Below are 17,341 nucleotides of genomic sequence, written 5' to 3' on the forward strand. Positions count from 1 at the left end.
CATAAATTTATTTTTTTGTCTTAGCTGATATATTCTTCAATCTCTTTTAGAAATCTTGATGTTTTTGCAAGCCTGTTTTGTCTGAAGTCCGCTGATGTCAGGAAGGTTCTAAATTCCGCTCTTGTTATTGCAACATACATAAGCCTTCTTTCTTCCTGAAGTTCCATGGTAGAATCCATTGATTTCCAGTGGGGAAAAAGTTCTTCTTCGCATCCTGCTACAAAAACAGTGTTAAACTCAAGCCCTTTGCAGGAATGAACCGTTGAAAGGTTAACTCCTCTTCCAAGATCATTTTCATCTTCCGACTCTTTGTCTTGCCTTACCAGGGCGGCTTCTTCTAGGTATTCTGCTATTGAATCCCTTTGCCCAGCTGTTGCAATTAGCTCCTGGATGTTTTCTTTTCTCGTTGTTATTTCCCGGGGAGTTTTGGCTATAGATTCCAGATAATTAATATATTCTGTTTGAGATATTATATATTCAATTGCAAGGTTTGGAGGCAGATCTTTTATTTCCTCCAAAATTTCCAAAAGGTTTTTTAAGTTTTTATGGACTTTTTGCGATAAAAGAGATTTTTGGACCGCTTCTTTTGCCGCATCTAAAAAAGACATTCCCTCAATTCTCATTGAGCTTATCTTTTTAAGCATTGCAGGCCCTATTCCTCTTTTGGGAATGTTTATAATTCTTGCAAACGCAGTGTCATCCATGGGAAAGCAGGCAGAGGTAAGATAACAATTAAGATCAAGAATTTCTTTTCTTTCAAAAAATCCTTTGTCACCAAGAAGTCTGTATGGGATTTTTAGCATTCGGAATGCTTTTTCAAAAGCCCTTGAGCAGAATTTTGTTCTGTATATCACTGCCATTTCTTCATAGTTTATACCTGCGTTATTCAGTGTTTGAAGTTTTTTTCCTATCCACAAAGCTTCTTGTTCCTCATCTCCCAAGTAGTGAACAGAAACTTCACCTCCGGTTTTTGAAGAAAAGCAGGATTTTTCCATCCGATCTGCATTGTATCCTATGAGATGGTTGGCTGCTTTTACAATTTCGTCGCAGGATCTGAAGTTTTCTTCAAGCCTGAAAATTTTGCTTTTTGGATATTTTTTTTTGAACGAAAGAAAATGATCCACATTGCTTCCCCTGAATCCATATACTGACTGCCAATCATCACCTACACAAAAAAGATTGTCATGGCCTAGAAGAAGCTGAGTGATTTCTTCCTGGAGATTGTTTGTATCCTGATATTCGTCAATTAGAACATAATGAAACATATCCTGGTATTTTACTCTTACCTCTTTGTTGTCCCTGAGTAGGTTTCTGGTAAGATACAAAATATTATCAAAATCAAGGGCATTTTGTTCCTTTTGAATGTTTTCGTATTCTTTGAAAATGTCTTCTATTCTAAACCCTTTGGTTAATGGATTTAATTGAAAGTATTCAAAGGGATCTCCATAGTTTTTAGCTATTGAAATTCTTGCTCTTATTTCCCCAAGATTTTTTTTGTCTATATTCATTTTTACAAGAACTTCTTCAAGAATTTTCTGCTGATGATAAATATCTAAAATCTGCAAAGGATTTTTATATCCCATTTGATGGGCTTCAGCTTTAAAAATTTTAAAACATGCTGAGTGATAGGTTCTCACCCAGGGAAAAGAAATCTCGTCAAGGCCGGTAAGATCAAACAGCCTTTGTTTCATTTCATCTGCTGCCTTGTTTGTGAAGGTAATTGCAAGTATTTTTTTTGGATCAAATCCTAAATTGACAAGATGGGCTATTTTTGCAGTAAGGGTTCTTGTTTTTCCTGAGCCTGCACCTGCAACTACAAGTGCGGGGCTATTTATATGATTTACAGCTTCCTGCTGGCTTTTGGATAGATTGAACATAATGTCTCCGGTTAAAATATTCAGGTGGAATTTACATTGAAATGTTTTGTTTGGTGTAAAAATTGAATTTCCATTGGTGTTTGTCAAGTTGGTTGTCCAGTTTTGTTAGAAAACTGAATTTCTTTGTTTTATTTTCAAATTTATTAAGCAATAAATTTCAGACTAAATCAAGATGCTTTTTTAATCTTGATTTTAGTATGATCAATTTTTTCTGGATTTAAGGTGGCTTTTTTGCTGGATTTCAATTTTTGATATTTTTGTTCCGGCGGGATGGAGGTTTTTTGTTTTTTTATAACGGCACGGCCGGATCAAGAAAGGCATCCGGCCACAATAAAATTTGAAAGGCTGAGAATTATGCCCATTGATAAGAGTTTTTCAAACTATAAGAATCCCGCTTTTGTTGTTTTTTAAAAGAGTTTTAAAATTTATAAAATTGAGTATAAAAAAAACAGATTCATTAAAAAAATTCTTATGTCAAACAAACCTCTTCAAGGGCATTTTCTAAATTCAGCCAGCATCAATTTCCTTTAACCGTTTCAAAATATCCCTTGGAGAGCTTGACTGGGAGATTTTGAGTAATTCATTCATATGTTTTTCTTCGATGTCGTTTTTGTTCATCACTCGTTTTTTATAGGCGTTTTTCAGCGCTTCGAGCAGTTCTTCAAGCTCACAGGGCTTTTGCAGATATAAATAGGCTCCGTCTTTAGTGGATTGAACAGCTGAATCAATGCTGCCGTGACCGGTTAGAATCACAATTTCCATCCAGTGATGTTCTTTTTTTAGTAATCTCAAAGTTTCTTCCCCGTCAATTCCGGGCATTTTTAAATCCACCAATGCAATGTCCACAGGATGATTTCTGGCGGCTTCAATGGCTTTTTCACCCCGGTTGACGGCTATCACGTCAAAACCTCTGGCTTCCAGGAGTTGAGTCATGGATTTTAGAAACCGCTCTTCATCATCCACAAATAAAAGGTTAATTTTTTGGTTCTGCATTTTTTCCTCTCCTTTATTAAATCTGCCGTTAGCATAATCCTCAATGGAAATGTTTCCGGCAAGGGTAATAGGATTTATGATTGCTAGATACCGCCAGTGCGCCTTAGAAGGGTTCGCTCTTCAGCCTTACGAATCCTTTCTTCTTGCTCTTCTTTTCTTTTCCGGGCACCTTCGAGTTTTTGGGCCATTTCTCTGGCATCTGCTGGCTTGAGTAGATAATCGTAAGCCCCAAGCTTCATACCGGTTACTGCTGTTTCAATGGCTCCGTGTCCGGTGAGCAGAATAACCTCTACAATGGGATGACGCTTTTTAATTTCCCGCAACACCTCAATACCATCCATCTCGGGCATTTTTATATCCAGCACCACTACATCAATATCTTCTACTGCCAGAGTATCAAGGCATTCCTTTCCGCCGTAGGCGGTAAACACCTTCTCACCGGTTTCCTGAAGCCGTAGTGAAAACATTTCTACAAAATCTTTTTCATCATCCACAATCAGGACCTTTGTCGGAATTTTAATCATTTGGCTGATCTCCTTTAATCGTGTTTAATATATTTAGGCAAATATCTTTATTGTCTCCCATAAGGGAACATGCTTTCATGGTCCGGGGCAGGGTGATGGTAAATACCGTGCCCGTACCCACCCGGCTGGATACTTCGATCTTTCCGCCCAGGCGTTTCATAATTCCAAATGTTACGTAAAGGCCGAGTCCTGTTCCTTTTCCAGGGGGTTTGGTGGTAAAAAAAGGTTCAAAAATCTTTTCTAAATTTTCTTTTGGAATACCGCTTCCAGTGTCTTCTACCTGAATTTTTGTTAATAAATCGGTTTCTTTGATGGAAACAGTAATTGTATCCTCACTGTTCACCGCAGCTAAGGCGTTTGTGATCAGATTGATCAGCACCTGCCGGATGGCATAAGCATCACTCCAGATTTTTCCGTTGACCTTATCCAGATCTTGAACAATCTCAACTTTTTTATTTTGCGCTTCTTTTTTTACAAATTCAATAGTTTCTGAAATCAATACCTTTAAGTCGGTTTTTGAAAAAACTGTTTCCGGCTGGCGGACAAAACCCAGAAGCTGATGAGTGATCCGCCGTGCCCGGTCAATGGCGGTTTCGATCTTTCCTACGGCCTTTTCAAAATCTTTTTTCCGGGGGAAAACCGCATCTTCTGTTTTATCCAGCAGAAGTCGCATAAATTCGGTGCATTCCATGATAATGGCTAGGGGATTGTCAATTTCATGGGCAATTCCTGTGGACAGGGTTCCCAGGGACGCTAAGCGCTCTGTAGCAACCATTTGTTGTTCCATCCGGGCTTTGAATTCAGCTTCCTGCTTTTTTTCTTCCTCCCGCTTTTGTTTTTCCAGAGCCTGATTAATTTTTTGCACCAGATGATCCAGTTCCACCGGCTTTGTTAGGTAGTCAAAGGCACCTTTTTTAATCCCCTCCACACCGTCTGCTGCACAGGCATGACCTGTTAGCAAAATGACTTCGGTTTTTGGAAACTGATCCCGAATCCAGGTCAAAACCTCAATTCCTCCCATTCCGGGCATTTTAATGTCCAGAACAACCACATCCACCGGCTCTTGTTTCATTAGGGACTGGCATTCTTTTCCGTTGCCTGCTTCAAAAACAATAAACCCGCGTTTATGGAGCCGTTTTTTTAGCGGCGATCGAAAATGACTTTCATCATCCACCAGTAGTAGTCGTGTTTTTATCATGGATATTTTCTCCGGTTTTGATTCCCTGTCTTCCACTTTAAGCTTTCTCCTACACCAATCCCAAAATTTTCCACCATACCGCAGCTACAACTACCAAAACTCCGATTAGGATAGGTGTTGCCACTAGACCGGCTTTGGTAAGATCAGAGGCCTTAAAATACCTATAGCTATAAGAAATAGCATTGGGAGGACACCCAATAACCAGCAGCATAGCAAAAGAGGTAGCCATTCCAAGACCAAGGGCTAGAATGGTTGGGTCAACTCCTTCCATTTGGGCCATGGGGATTACTATGGGCAAAATCAGGGCAGCCGCAGCTACATTGGCCATGGCATTGGTAACCAGAGCTCCGAAAATACACATTCCTATAAAAAGCACCAGCCAGCCTTTTCCCTGGATCAACGGGAAAAAGAGATTGGCAAAATAGTCTGCAGCTCCAGAGTAGCCCATGGCAAGGCCAAGAGAAATACCACCACCAAAAATAAACAAAGCAGTACCCCATTCCATGTTGTCATTGATGTTTTCCCATTTAAGCACCTTAAACAAAACCAGTGCTGCTACTCCCAGCATACCTGTAATAGAGTAATCAATACCGTGGATGCCTTTGGTCAACCAGGTGGCAAAGGTTAGGCCAATTATTACAAGAGTTTTAATTTCAAGAGGTGTCATTGGTCCAAGGGTTCCATCAAATTTTGGCAGTTTATATTTAGGATCGGGCCGGTAGACCAGATAAACAACCCCCACAGCCACAGGTACAGTAAGCAAAGCAGCTGGCATGGCGTAAAGAATCCACTGGAAAAACGTAATCTCCAGCCCGGTGAATTCTTGCAAAAAGGCAGCTGCCACCATACAACGGCCTCCACCGATCAGGGTTCCCATTCCGCCGCAGGAGCAGGCAAAGGGAAGCGACAGCATCATAAACTTAGCAGTGTTGGTGCCAGGTTCGATGCCGGCAGCCCTCATCATGGGGAGCATGGTGATAATGCCTATGGCACAGGCTGCAGCATCATGCATTAAAGAGGACGCCCAACCAAGACCCAGGGCAATGATAAATGTGAAACGAGTGACATTATCTCCGGCTTTTTTAACGATTAAATATCCCAGCCGTTTGGTGAGTCCGGCCTCATCCAGGGCAATGGCAAAAATCAGACAGCACATAATAAAAATTACTACTGGATGCATATACGGTGCCCAGGCATCCTTGGGACTTGCAATTCCCATGACGACCAGGGATACACCTATACAGATTGCTGTAATTTCAAGAGGAATGGGTTCCACAACAAAAAGAAAAATAAGCACAGCCAAAATAGCCAGGAACCGTTTGGCCATGGGCGACAACCCGTCCACATAACTTACCTCAATGTCAGTGTTTTCCAAGGCTTTAGCCTGGTGTTTTAAAAACTCACCTGTGGCAGTTTCCATCCCTGGATTTTTTGATTCTAAAATATAGGTTTTATTTTTTTTATTAGGTTCTCCAGTTAATTGAAAATGCGTATCTACCATTGAATATAAACTTTGGCCTGGGTCGCCGGATATTTTGTATTTTGTGCCCTCAGGCCGAGGCAACAGCATTACAATAACCCCAAGCATGAGACCGATACAGAGTTTGAATCCATTTGATTTGAAAAACATATTATTACTCCTTAACAATAGTTCGTGGTCAATTATTTATGGTCACTGTTTGCAATCAGGCTTGTAAAGCCCTTTTTTTATCAGCCGATCTTTCTCTTTATTATTGACGGGCTGTATACGCTTCATTTATTTTTGCTATCAATTCATGAAGTTCACAGGGTTTGGTTAGATAGTCAAAAGCTCCTAGTTCAATGCCCTTTCGGGCCGCCTCCTGTGATCCATGACCTGTGAGCATAATAATTTTCATATCCAGACCCATTTGCTTAAAAATTTTTAGAACTTCAAGTCCGTCCATGTCTTCCATTTTCAGATCCATAATGGCTACGTCAAAATCTTGTTTCCGCACTGCTTTAATGGCATCGCCGCCGCTGGAAGCAGTGGTGACCTGAAACTTTCTTTTTGAAAGACGGTTGTTCAGTACCTCTGTATATCCTTCTTCATCGTCCACAAGTAGCACTCGGATACCCTTGGCTACAGAATGCAGATTGCTCTTTTTTTGATTCATGATACGCCCTCTGACTGTTTAAATTCAGCTGTGCCGTTTTAAGCCTTATGTCCATTTGAGAATTTTAAGCGCGGCATCTTTATTCATCTATCATAAGGTGTCTTTTTATAAGCGATCAGTCGTAACCCCTTCTCAGCACCAGCTCCTCAATGCGAGCCTGTTCGATTTTTTCATCGTGGGATTTCTTTTTCTTTGCTGCCTCATCCACCTTGGCCACCAGGGTATCGATATCACAGGGTTTCATCAAATAATCAAAGGCTCCCAGCTTCATTCCTTCAATGGCCGTTTCTACTGTGGCATGGCCGGTGAGCATTATTACTTCCTTGAGGGGATAATTTTTTTTAATCTTTTGGAGGGTTTCAATTCCGTCCATTCCCGGCATTTTTACGTCCAGGACAATAACATCAACGGTGTCGTTTTCTTTGAGGGTTTTTAATGCTTCTTCCCCGCTTGATGCAGAAACGATCTTTAGCCCTCGTTTGTCTAAGCGCTTGGTCATGGTTTCCACAAAGGGTACTTCATCATCAACCAGCATAACATAAGGTGTTGTCATCATTTTGCTTCTCCTTTTTTCCGGTATTTTTACATTATATTTCATTTGCTTATATAAACTGCTGCCTCTTTTTTATTTGTGAAAGGGAATCCAGATGCGAAACCGGGACCCTTTTCCCATTACACTTTGAACATCGATTTTGCCGCCCATTTTATTGATAATCCCGTAGCAGATGGACAGTCCCAGCCCTGTGCCTTTGCCCACTGGCTTGGTGGTAAAAAAAGGATCGAAAAGGCGGGAAAGGTTGGCCTCGGGAATGCCCGGGCCATTATCTTCCACCACGATCACAATGCTGTCGGGCTCAATTTTACTGATTTTTGTTGAGATATTTATGGTCCCTCCGGTTTTTTCCATGGCATACAAGGCGTTGTTGATTAAATTCAACAAGACTTGCTGGAGCTCAGACGGTGATGCCGTGATATAGGGAAGGGTTTTTTGAAGATTTGTTCCAATGGTGACCTTGTTGTATTTTGCCATCTGGGCGGATAAATATACAATTTCAGTGATAATGTCATTGATCTGGACATCTTTGAGTCTTGAGTCTGTTTTTCTGGCAAAACTGAGCAGTTTGTGAGTGATTTCCTTGCACCGTTGACCCTGGGTATTAATCTGGGTCAAAGCCCGCTGGAATTCTTCGAGGTTTTTACCTTTTTCAAATTCTTCTTCTTCCAGTAGATCACCGATCCATCCGGCTTCTTCCACCATAATGGCCACAGGATTGTTGATTTCATGGGCAATTCCTGCGGCAAGCTCCCCAATAGAAGCCATTTTGCCGGTTTCAATGATTTGTTGGTTCATTCCTTCTTTTTCTCTATCTGCCTTGCGAATGCGACGAACCATGCGATGGGTGGTATAATAGGCCATAGAAACAATGCCGGCGGCACCGATAACAAAAATCACCAATGCCAGGTAATACATTTTTCGCAGGCTTGAATACGCATCAGAAGTTTTTTGTTTGACAATAAGCAACCATTCGCCGTTTTTCAGACTGCCTGCCGCATAAAGGTTTTTTTCACCATTTTTTTTAGTCCATTGAGTGACAAGGAATTTACTCCGGGTTTTTTCAACTGCTTCCCACAAAAATGAAATCCCCTCCGGAGCCGGCGAAAAGTTCATGGCTGGTTGGGTTTGAAAATTGCCTTCCCGGTTTAAGATAAAAGCATACCCGGTTTTTCCCAGTCTAAGGTTTTGTACCAGAGAATTGAAAGCCATGAAATCTATGGTTCCCCTAAGTAAAAACTCCCGTCCGTTTTCATTTTGCTTGACCGAAACTATAAAGTGAGGGGTACCCCGGAGTCCTAAAAATACATCGCTGATATAGGAATCCGTTTGCCAGGCATTTTGAAACCATTCTGCGTCTTTGTAATTAACATTCTTAAATCCCAGTGGCCCAGCGTAGGCTGTTTGCTTGCCGGAAGCTTCTACAATACCTAGATCCACAAATACATTGCTGTAATCATTTCTCAAAAATTGAAGTTTTTTCTTAAGAAATTCGTCATCATTAAGAGTGTCAAAATCTTTTGTCATAGCAAGAAACCGGATGTTGCCCAGTTTTTCATTTAAAAAAGTATCTATGTTTTGCCTGTGTTTTTGAACCAGCTCATTTAAATGGGCATTGGTTTTTTCTTGGAAAGACACCTGATACTGGTGCAACAGGATAGTGATCACCAAAATCATGGGGGTAAAGGAAACAATGATGGTGCTTAAAATCATGTTCCTTTCAAGAGATTTATAATAATTTTTACTTTTATTTTTCGCCATTTTATTTTCCATTATTGTAATGGTTAGATGCTAAAGATGAATCCCGTACTTTGAATAATGCCAAAAACATGCCAGTACTCAATTCGTTTTTGGATTGTTAAAAAATAAACCTTTTAAATTAATATCTTTTTTTTAAAACAGCTGAATAAAAGTTCTCTTGCCATCTCAGGGGCTTAAATAAAGCCTTTTTTGGAACAATAGAAGGGAGGATTAAATTGAGTAAAAAATTTAAAATTTATTAAATAAGTGATAAAAAAATTTAAAATAAAGAAGGATTGGGCTGGCTTGGAAAGCCTTGGCACCTTTCTTTTTAAAGTTTGTAAAGTATTTTTACAGTTTGTAAAATATTTTACAGTTTTTGGCAAAAGTACAAGAAATTCTGCTTGTGTTGGGGAGCTTATATCCTTGAAGTTTGGGCAAGTTGGTAAAAACCTAATGTTTTTAATCAAAATTTTAAGTTTTGATTAGTTGTCTTTAGGGCTTTAAACTTTGGTTTTTTATAATAAGTTCCAGTAAAATCTGCGAAAGTCAAAACAAAGAGCTGTTATAAAAACAGCCCGTGAATTATGGCTTGTTAATTGCATAATATTAGTGACGCTTTTTGTGATTTTAATAAACCCTCTATTTTACTCTCCATACTGAAGAATAAAGCATAATATAAAGTTTCTTCTTTTTTAGATTTTTTCAGATGGTTGATTAGAGTAGAATAGTTAAACCTCAAGGAGGAATGTGTTGTGGATAAAATAAAAATAAGAGATCTGATGCGGCCTATCGAAGCATTTCCGGTTATTTCCAGTGATGCTTCCTTTATGGATGGGGTGGTGACTTTGGAAAATGTTGATGAGCAATTCAAATCAGGAAAGACTCCTGAAAGAATTTTGTTGGTTCATGATAAAAATGGAAAAGTTATTGGAAAACTTTCTCCAATGGATATTGTCCAGGGCTTGGAACCAAACTATGACTATATTGATCGAGTGAAATCCGGGCAGTATGGTAAAATGATTAGGAGTTGGCTTTTAGCCATGAAAAACCAATTGCAATTGTGGCATAAACCCTTCGAGGAACTATGTGAAAGAGCGAATAAAATCAAAATTTACGATTTTATTAAAATGCCGAAATCTGACCAGATGGTAATGATCGACGATAGCATAGACGTGGCTTTTCACCTTTTTGTTCTTAGTCGCCATGGTTCTCTTTTCGTCAAAGAAGGGGAAAACATTGTAGGCTTAATTTTATTTTCAGATATATACAAAAAAATCAGGGAATCCATTAAGACTTGTAAAATTTAAGATAAACTTAGATAGAATTCCCGGGCTGGGTGATTGTAAATTTGGTTGTCTTTTTTAATAGAAACAGATCTTTTAGGTTAAAAAATTTAATGCTGTTTTTGTAAAACAGCATTAAATAACATTTAAAAAACAATTGATTATGGTTTTATTACATTTTTTGCAGCATATCCTCTGTCATTTTCCTCAATTTCAAAAATCACTTTTTCACCTTCAGCAAGAGTTCTGAAGCCGGGCATTTCAATAGAGGTATGGTGTACAAAGATATCTCCGCTTCCGTCTTCTTTTTCAATAAATCCGTAACCTTTTTTGTTACTGAACCATTTTACTTTTCCTTCAAGCTTGTTTTTTTCAGCAGTCAAAGTCATTCCTCCTTCTTTCCTGTAGTCACAACTCAAAAAAGTGTTTTTATAAAACATCATTGTTCACCTTAATTAAACGACTATAAGTCTTTTGAAAAAAGATGAAAAAAACTTTTGGAATTGTGGTTAAAAATTGTTTTATAAAATATCACAACAAAAGTGCAGGGTGCAAGAAAATTTATAAATATTTATTGTTTTCAGGAGGTTCTTTGATAGTGCTTTGCACAAATAAATCTAATTGGGATGCTTTTGTAAAAAGAATGAAAAATAAATTTTCAGATCATAAAGTCTTTTTTAAACAACTCAGGTTTAGATTTTGTTAATTAAAGGCTGAAGTTTTTTCTGATAGATAAATTATATTGATAATAAGTAAAGGTTTGCTCCCGGCTGATTTCCGGGAGTAGGACTATTTGATTTTCTGTGGGTTGTTAGCCTTATATTTGTTATAATTTGAAGTAAGAATAAAAATATTAAATAAGTTTTTCAAGCTGAGCTTCAATTTCACCTTGTATTCTAAAAAGGCCTTCCTTGGTGTAGGATTCAAATCTCAACACTAAAACAGGCTGGGTATTTGAAGATCTGATAAGGCCCCAGCCATCATCATATAAAATTCTTGCTCCGTCTATATCAATAACTTTGTTTGTTTTTTTAAATATTTCTGTCATCTTTGAAACAATTGAAAGTTTTTTATTTTCAGGACATTCTACTCTTATTTCAGGAGTTGAAAAAGTTTTTGGGACATCGCTGATAAGCTCTGATGGAGATTTGTTAGTTCTATCAATTATTTCAAGCATTCTGCATCCTGCATATATCCCATCGTCATGTCCGAAGTATCTGTCAGCAAAGAATATATGTCCGCTCATTTCTCCGGCAAGAAGTGCTTTGGTTTCCTTCATTTTCTTTTTTATTTTTGAATGGCCTGTTTTCCACATAATGGCTTTTCCGCCGTTTTTTTCAATATCCTCATACATGGTTAGAGAGCACTTTACTTCTGAGATAAAAACAGCACCAGGATTTTTTTTAATTACTTCCCTTGCGAAAATTATCATCATTTGATCGCCGTAAATCATCTTTCCCGAACTGTCTATAATTCCAAGTCTGTCTCCGTCACCGTCAAACCCTATCCCTAAATCAAGGTTGTTTTCACGGACAAGTTTTTTAAGGTCTTCAAGGTTTTCTTCAACAGTTGGATCTGCCTCATGGTTTGGGAATGTTCCGTCCATATCGCAATAAATATCAAAAACTTCGCACCCAAGTCTTTTAAATATTTCAACAGCAAAGGGTCCAGCTGTTCCATTCCCGGCATCAACTCCGACCTTAAGCTTTTTGTTCAGAGTTATATCGTTTAAAATAAAGTCATAATAATCTTCTGTAATGCTTACAGATTTTGCAGTTCCCTTTCCTGAGTCATAATCGTTTGCTAAAATCATATTTTTTATTTTCTGGAGATCTTTTCCATGGAGGGAATCTGTACCTATATTAACTTTAAATCCATTATATTCAGGAGGGTTATGGCTTGCTGTAATCATTATTCCTCCATCAGATTTTAATTTGTGGATTGAATAATACAGCATTGGAGTGGTGGTAACTCCAATGTCTAGAACATCACAGCCCGCATCAATAAGTGCTTGTGTAGCTATTTTTCCGTAATTATCAGATGTTACTCTGCAGTCTCTAGAAAGGCAGATTGTTTTTCCGCTGTATCTTTTTATATACGAGCCAAGAGCTTTTGCTATGTTGTAGACATCTTTTTCATCCATATCTTTGCCCGCAATCCCGCGGATATCGTATTCTCTGAATATTTCAGGATTCATACACATCTCCTTTTTATTTTAAATATAAGCAAGTACAAAGCAAGTTGCTGAAGCCATTAAACAATACGGTGCAAAATAATAGAATTTTCCTTTAGTTAATACTTTTATTAAAAAAACAAGAGCTAAGTATCCTATGATAAAAGATATTAAAGTCCCTACAATCACAAAGAAAAGATTTTCTGCAATATAGTCTGGGGAAACATCTTTTAAGGCTAGAAGCTGTGCTCCAAGAATTGCAGGAACAGAAAGCAAAAATGAAAATTCTGCTGCAAATTTTTTGTCAAGTCCTAAAAAAAGTCCTGAAACAATGGTGGAACCTGATCTTGAAATTCCTGGGAAAACAGCAAAACCTTGAACAGTCCCAATAATTAAAGCTTTTTTAAGGGGATTTGAAAGGCTGTGTTGTTCTTTTTGAGAATTCTTTAAAAATTTTGATGCAAAAAGAAATGATGAGGTAATAAGAAGCATAAATCCTGTAAGAGCTATATTTGAAAAAATATGTTCTGAATATTTTTTTATTAAAAGGCCTATTGCAGCAGTGGGTATGCTTCCGACTATTATCATGAGTACAATTGTAAAATCTTTGTTTGAATTGTTTTTTATTCCCTGGAAGTCAAAACATGAGGCTGTCAGCTTTATGATTCTTTGGAAATAAAAAATTAAAATTGCACCAAGGGTTCCAACATGAAGGCAGATATCAAAAAAAATTTCAGGTTCTTTGATGCCTAGAATATGCTGAAAAATTACAAGATGACCTGAGCTGCTGATTGGGAGAAATTCTGTCAGGCCCTGGATTATTCCCAGAACAATAGAATTAAATAGATCCATAAATAGAACACTTTCTTTTGAGTTAAGTTAAGCTGATCTTTGAATCTGACCGAGTTTAAATTTTTCAGGTTGTACCATAATAGCTAAAAATGTAAACTCAAACTGGTTGTTTTATGTTTTAAAAGGAAAAGTTGTGGAAGTTTTGTGCTTCATTTTGTCTTAGTCTAATTTTTGTTTACTCATAAAAAAATCAAAAAAGCTGAATCATTAAAAAGAAGGTTGTAAACAGGTTAATCCAGGTGCAAAAAAGACTCAAAGTTTTTAAAGAAACCCTTTTGACTTGACTAACAAACAGAAATTAAACTATTTTTTACTTTGGTGATTAAGGGAAACTGTCTTTTTTTGCTCAATTCAGGTTAAGGTAAAAAATTTAAAATTCAAAATAATTTATGGATTCTGAATCTTGAGTTTTTTAATTAATCGAACAAAAAAATGGTTTGTGTAGTTTTTATTTATTTAGTCAAAGAATAATTACAGGTGATTAAATGTTTATAATGGGAAATCTTTTGACCGCTGTAGCTATGGTGCTTAATACAGTGCTTCAGATTTATATGTGGATTATTATTGGTAGTGCCATTCTTTCATGGGTGAATCCTGATCCTTTCAATCCAATAGTGAGGTTTTTGAGAAGTGTTACAGAGCCTGTGCTTTTAGAGGTAAGAAAAAGACTTCCGGTTTCATTTGGAGGTGTTGATTTTTCTCCTATAATAGTAATTCTTGGTATAATTTTTTTGCAGCAGTTTGTTGTAAATACACTTTATATGGCAGGAAAAAAAATGGGAGTATGATTTTAATACTTCAATAAAATTTACAGGATAAATATATGGCAAAAATAGACGCTTTTTTCAAGCTTATGAATGATCAGGGAGCATCGGACCTTCACATGGTTTCAGGTCTTCCTCCTTCTTTGAGGGTTAATGGAGAAATAGAAAGAGTAAAGTACAAGGTTTTAGCTAATGATGAATTACGGGGAATGCTTTATGAAATAGCTCCGGAAACAAAGATTAAAGAGTTTGAAGAAACCGGTGATGTTGATTTTGGTTATGAAATAAAAGGTCTTGCAAGATACAGAGCCAATTTTTTTATGCAGAAAAACGGAATCGGAGCTGTGTTCAGAGAAATCCCAAGCGAGATATTGACAGTTGAGCAGCTTGGCCTTCCTCCGGTAATTGCAAAACTTGCTCTTTTGCCCAGGGGTCTTGTTCTTGTAACAGGGCCAACTGGAAGCGGTAAATCAACCACTCTTGCTGCAATAATAGACGAAGCAAATAAAAAAAGAAAAGATCATATAATTACCATTGAAGATCCCATAGAGTTTGTTCATAAAAGTCAGGGATGTATTGTGAATCACAGGGAAGTCGGTTCGCACACCAAATCTTTTACAACTGCTTTAAGAGGTGCTTTAAGAGAAGACCCAGATATAATTCTTGTAGGAGAATTAAGGGATCTTGAAACCATTTCCCTTGCAATTGAAGCAGCCTCAACTGGTCATTTGGTTTTTGGAACCCTGCATACAAATTCTGCTGCAAAAACTGTTGATAGGATAGTTGAGGTTTTTCCTGCAAACGAGCAGCCTCAGATAAGATCAACCCTGGCTGATTCAATAAGAGCTGTGGTTTCTCAGGTTTTATTTAAAAGAGCAGATCAAAAGGGAAGAGTTGCCTGTCTTGAAATTTTGATCGCAAATCCTGCAGTGAGAAATCTTGTGCGTGAAGGAAAGACTTATCAGATTCCTTCTTCAATTCAGACAGGAAGACAATATGGAATGCAGCTTCTTGATGATGCCATTCTTGAACTTCTTCAAAGAGGTAAAATCACTGGTGATGATGCCTATACAAAAGCAAACTCAAAGGCAAAGTTCAGAGAATATATAAAAAATCCTCCAAAGGATTTTACAGAAGTCTAGTTCTTGGTTAACCAGATGAAAATAAATTTATATAAGATTTTGGTTGTTTCTATAAAAAATAAACTATTGGGTGAATTAAGTGAAAAGAAACGAGGTAGATCAGATACTTACAGCCATGCTTGATTCCTATGAAAATGTTTCAGACCTTAATTTCAGCATTGGAAGGCCTCCCCAGGTTGAGTCTGATGGTGAATTGAAACCAATTTTTGTTCATTCTGAAATGGAAGATCTTACTCCTTATCAAACAGAAACCCTTGCCCTTAATCTTATTAATAACGACAAAAGGCTTTTGGATCTTTTAGTAACCACAGGATCATGCGACCTTTCATATTCTCTACCGGGAAAAGCCAGGTTTCGAGTAAATATTTTTTCCCAGTCAGGGGGGAATTATTCCATAGTTTTAAGACGATTGGAAACAAGTGTTCCCACAATCAAAGAGCTTTCCCTTCCTGATGTTTTTTTGGAAATTGCTGAGGAAAAAAACGGAATTGTTTTTATTACAGGTGCAACCGGTACAGGTAAGTCAACATCTTTGGCTGCAATTCTGGACCAGATAAACACTGCCCATTCAGTTCATATTGTCACCCTCGAAGACCCCATTGAATACCAGCATCCTCAGAAGAAAGCCACCTTTAATCAAAGGGAGCTTGGAAGTGATTTTTCAGATTATTCAAGTGGTTTAAGAGCTGCATTAAGGCAGTCTCCAAAAGTTATTCAGGTTGGTGAAATGAGGGACAGGGAAACAGTTGAAATAGGCTTAAGAGCTGCTGAAACCGGTCATCTTGTTCTTACAACTCTTCATACTGTAGATGCAGGTAAAACTTTAAACAGAGTAATAGGTATGTTTGATATTGAAGAGGAAAGGCAATTAAGAATCAGGCTGGCAGATTCTGTAAAATGGATTGTATCACAAAGGCTTTTGCCAAAACTGGGTGGAGGAAGGGTGGCAGCCTTTGAAATTTTAAATACAAGCCTTAGAACTAAAGATGTAATTTTAAATGGTGAGGCTGAAGGCAAGACTTATTATGATATAATGGAAAGTTCCATGCATACAGGAATGATAACCTTTGATCATAGTATAATTGAGTTGTTTAAAAATGGCCTTATCAGCGAAGACACAGCAAAAGCTTATGCTTCAAGAAAATCAATTGTAAATAGAGGGATAGATTCACTAAAGTCTGAAAGGGGTGAAAAGACAACAGATATCTCAAATCTTGAAATGGAACGAAGCTATCCTGGCAGGAAAAAATTTTAAAACGGTGATAAAATGCAGAAAAAATGTAAAAACTGTGGTAAAATTTTAAACATACCAGATGATAAAATACCAAAAGGAAAGACTGTTGTTGTTACCTGTCCTTCATGTAAGAAAAAAATAAGGATTGAAAAAAAAGAAAATTTTTTTGATCTGGATGAAAAAAACTCTGATATTCCTGATCTTGTTAGTGATTTTGAGGGCGAAGAATTAATCCAGCCAAAATTTGAGGATAGTTTCTCTGATTTTAAGGACTCAGGTGATCCCTTTGATTTCATTGAGGAAGAAGGGGAAATGGCAATGCTTTGCACAGAGGATGAGGCTTTAAAAAAAGGGATGACAGATGTTCTTGAATACATGGATTATTCTGTTTTTTCACCTGAGGACAATCACCAGGCTTTAAGAGAACTCAGAATGAGAGGAGAATTTTCCCTTATTGTTGTGGATGAATCTTTTTACTGCGATGAGATAAGTAACAATGCGGTTATCAGGTATGTAAAAAGACTTCCCATGAGAGATAGGCGGGAAATTTTTGTATTTCTTGTGTCTGGAAGGCGGAGGACTTTTGATAGAAAAGATGCTTTTATCCACAGTGTCAACGCAATAATAAATACAGCCCACCTGAATAATTTTGAAGATTTGTTGAAAAAAGGTTTTGCTGAAAACGAGAGTTTTTACAGAAATTTCAAGGAAGCATTAAAAAAAGGTCTCAAATTTTAAGGACTGAACTTGCTTAGTTTCGGGTTCTTTATAGATTTTGCAGAGGAAGAAATTTTAAATTTTGTTGAACTTAAATTTTTTTAATAGAGGAATCAGCCATGAAAGCCTTTGGGTTTTCATGGCTAAAATAAT

16 protein-coding genes are annotated in these 17,341 nt (G+C 37.5%); 5 read left to right on the forward strand and 11 right to left on the reverse strand.

Annotated elements, in window-relative coordinates:
- Window positions 1-20 precede the first annotated feature (20 nt).
- From RBR53_03965 to RBR53_04000, 8 genes are all read right to left on the reverse strand, one after another.
- Complete coding sequence (locus RBR53_03965) at window positions 21-1,877, reverse strand: ATP-dependent helicase (protein ID MDY0131805.1); 1,857 nt, start codon at window positions 1,875-1,877, stop codon at window positions 21-23.
- Window positions 1,878-2,384: 507 nt separating this feature from the next.
- Entirely contained in the window at window positions 2,385-2,870 is a 486-nt protein-coding gene (locus tag RBR53_03970) for a response regulator (GenBank protein MDY0131806.1), read from the reverse strand.
- An 83-nt stretch (window positions 2,871-2,953) separates the two neighbouring features.
- A complete protein-coding gene (locus RBR53_03975; GenBank protein ID MDY0131807.1) occupies window positions 2,954-3,394 on the reverse strand; it encodes a response regulator in 441 nt (146 codons plus the stop codon).
- Window positions 3,387-4,628 (reverse strand): response regulator, encoded by a 1,242-nt coding sequence (locus RBR53_03980; GenBank protein MDY0131808.1) that lies wholly within the window; start codon window positions 4,626-4,628, stop codon window positions 3,387-3,389. The genes RBR53_03975 and RBR53_03980 overlap by 8 nt, the downstream gene beginning before the upstream one ends.
- A 13-nt stretch (window positions 4,629-4,641) precedes the next feature.
- The gene (locus RBR53_03985; GenBank protein ID MDY0131809.1) at window positions 4,642-6,222 is read right to left on the reverse strand and encodes a DASS family sodium-coupled anion symporter; all 1,581 of its coding nucleotides are present in this window, start codon (window positions 6,220-6,222) and stop codon (window positions 4,642-4,644) included.
- A gap of 100 nt (window positions 6,223-6,322) precedes the next feature.
- Window positions 6,323-6,679, reverse strand: coding sequence for a response regulator (locus tag RBR53_03990; protein MDY0131810.1), 357 nt, complete (start codon window positions 6,677-6,679; stop codon window positions 6,323-6,325).
- Between the two features lie 163 nt (window positions 6,680-6,842).
- Window positions 6,843-7,325: a response regulator gene (locus RBR53_03995; GenBank protein MDY0131811.1), complete on the reverse strand. Its 483-nt coding sequence runs from the start codon at window positions 7,323-7,325 to the stop codon at window positions 6,843-6,845.
- Window positions 7,326-7,352: 27 nt separating this feature from the next.
- Window positions 7,353-9,041 carry an ATP-binding protein gene (locus RBR53_04000; protein MDY0131812.1) on the reverse strand — a complete coding sequence of 563 codons (1,689 nt, stop codon included), beginning with the start codon at window positions 9,039-9,041 and terminating at the stop codon, window positions 7,353-7,355.
- Window positions 9,042-9,775: 734 nt separating this feature from the next.
- On the opposite strand from RBR53_04000, the gene RBR53_04005 reads away from it, so the two are divergent.
- The gene (locus RBR53_04005) at window positions 9,776-10,330 is read left to right on the forward strand and encodes a hypothetical protein (GenBank protein ID MDY0131813.1); all 555 of its coding nucleotides are present in this window, start codon (window positions 9,776-9,778) and stop codon (window positions 10,328-10,330) included.
- A 137-nt stretch (window positions 10,331-10,467) separates the two neighbouring features.
- Here the strand turns inward: RBR53_04005 and RBR53_04010 are convergent, their stop codons facing one another.
- The 3 genes from RBR53_04010 to uppP all read right to left on the reverse strand — a co-directional run bounded on the left by RBR53_04010 (window position 10,468) and on the right by uppP (window position 13,331).
- The gene (locus RBR53_04010; protein ID MDY0131814.1) at window positions 10,468-10,689 is read right to left on the reverse strand and encodes a cold shock domain-containing protein; all 222 of its coding nucleotides are present in this window, start codon (window positions 10,687-10,689) and stop codon (window positions 10,468-10,470) included.
- Window positions 10,690-11,159: 470 nt separating this feature from the next.
- Complete coding sequence (locus tag RBR53_04015; protein MDY0131815.1) at window positions 11,160-12,503, reverse strand: phosphomannomutase/phosphoglucomutase; 1,344 nt, start codon at window positions 12,501-12,503, stop codon at window positions 11,160-11,162.
- An 18-nt stretch (window positions 12,504-12,521) separates the two neighbouring features.
- Window positions 12,522-13,331, reverse strand: coding sequence for an undecaprenyl-diphosphatase UppP (gene uppP / locus RBR53_04020; GenBank protein MDY0131816.1), 810 nt, complete (start codon window positions 13,329-13,331; stop codon window positions 12,522-12,524).
- A 485-nt stretch (window positions 13,332-13,816) separates the two neighbouring features.
- On the opposite strand from uppP, the gene RBR53_04025 reads away from it, so the two are divergent.
- The 4 genes from RBR53_04025 (at window position 13,817) to RBR53_04040 (ending at window position 17,209) form a co-directional block, all read left to right on the forward strand.
- Complete coding sequence (locus RBR53_04025; protein MDY0131817.1) at window positions 13,817-14,119, forward strand: YggT family protein; 303 nt, start codon at window positions 13,817-13,819, stop codon at window positions 14,117-14,119.
- A gap of 35 nt (window positions 14,120-14,154) precedes the next feature.
- Entirely contained in the window at window positions 14,155-15,237 is a 1,083-nt protein-coding gene (locus tag RBR53_04030; GenBank protein MDY0131818.1) for a type IV pilus twitching motility protein PilT, read from the forward strand.
- 79 nt (window positions 15,238-15,316) lie between these two features.
- Window positions 15,317-16,492 (forward strand): PilT/PilU family type 4a pilus ATPase, encoded by a 1,176-nt coding sequence (locus RBR53_04035; protein MDY0131819.1) that lies wholly within the window; start codon window positions 15,317-15,319, stop codon window positions 16,490-16,492.
- Between the two features lie 12 nt (window positions 16,493-16,504).
- Window positions 16,505-17,209, forward strand: coding sequence for a hypothetical protein (locus RBR53_04040; protein ID MDY0131820.1), 705 nt, complete (start codon window positions 16,505-16,507; stop codon window positions 17,207-17,209).
- The last annotated feature ends 132 nt before the right edge of the window (window positions 17,210-17,341 follow it).

The sequence above is a fragment of the Desulforegulaceae bacterium genome (assembly GCA_034006035.1).
GTDB lineage: Bacteria > Desulfobacterota > Desulfobacteria > Desulfobacterales > JACKCP01 > JACKCP01.

What these genes read in the sequence shown, in the direction of transcription:
- RBR53_03970 (MDY0131806.1), bottom strand. Translation starts at nt 2,870, where the DNA reads ATGCAGAACCAAAAAATTAACCTTTTATTTGTGGATGATGAAGAGCGG.
- RBR53_03975 (MDY0131807.1), bottom strand. Translation starts at nt 3,394, where the DNA reads ATGATTAAAATTCCGACAAAGGTCCTGATTGTGGATGATGAAAAAGAT.
- RBR53_04030 (MDY0131818.1), top strand. Translation starts at nt 14,155, where the DNA reads ATGGCAAAAATAGACGCTTTTTTCAAGCTTATGAATGATCAGGGAGCA.
- uppP (MDY0131816.1), bottom strand. Translation starts at nt 13,331, where the DNA reads ATGGATCTATTTAATTCTATTGTTCTGGGAATAATCCAGGGCCTGACA.
- RBR53_03995 (MDY0131811.1), bottom strand. Translation starts at nt 7,325, where the DNA reads ATGAAATATAATGTAAAAATACCGGAAAAAAGGAGAAGCAAAATGATG.
- RBR53_04015 (MDY0131815.1), bottom strand. Translation starts at nt 12,503, where the DNA reads ATGAATCCTGAAATATTCAGAGAATACGATATCCGCGGGATTGCGGGC.
- RBR53_04000 (MDY0131812.1), bottom strand. Translation starts at nt 9,041, where the DNA reads ATGGCGAAAAATAAAAGTAAAAATTATTATAAATCTCTTGAAAGGAAC.
- RBR53_04025 (MDY0131817.1), top strand. Translation starts at nt 13,817, where the DNA reads ATGTTTATAATGGGAAATCTTTTGACCGCTGTAGCTATGGTGCTTAAT.
- RBR53_03985 (MDY0131809.1), bottom strand. Translation starts at nt 6,222, where the DNA reads ATGTTTTTCAAATCAAATGGATTCAAACTCTGTATCGGTCTCATGCTT.
- RBR53_03965 (MDY0131805.1), bottom strand. Translation starts at nt 1,877, where the DNA reads ATGTTCAATCTATCCAAAAGCCAGCAGGAAGCTGTAAATCATATAAAT.
- RBR53_04040 (MDY0131820.1), top strand. Translation starts at nt 16,505, where the DNA reads ATGCAGAAAAAATGTAAAAACTGTGGTAAAATTTTAAACATACCAGAT.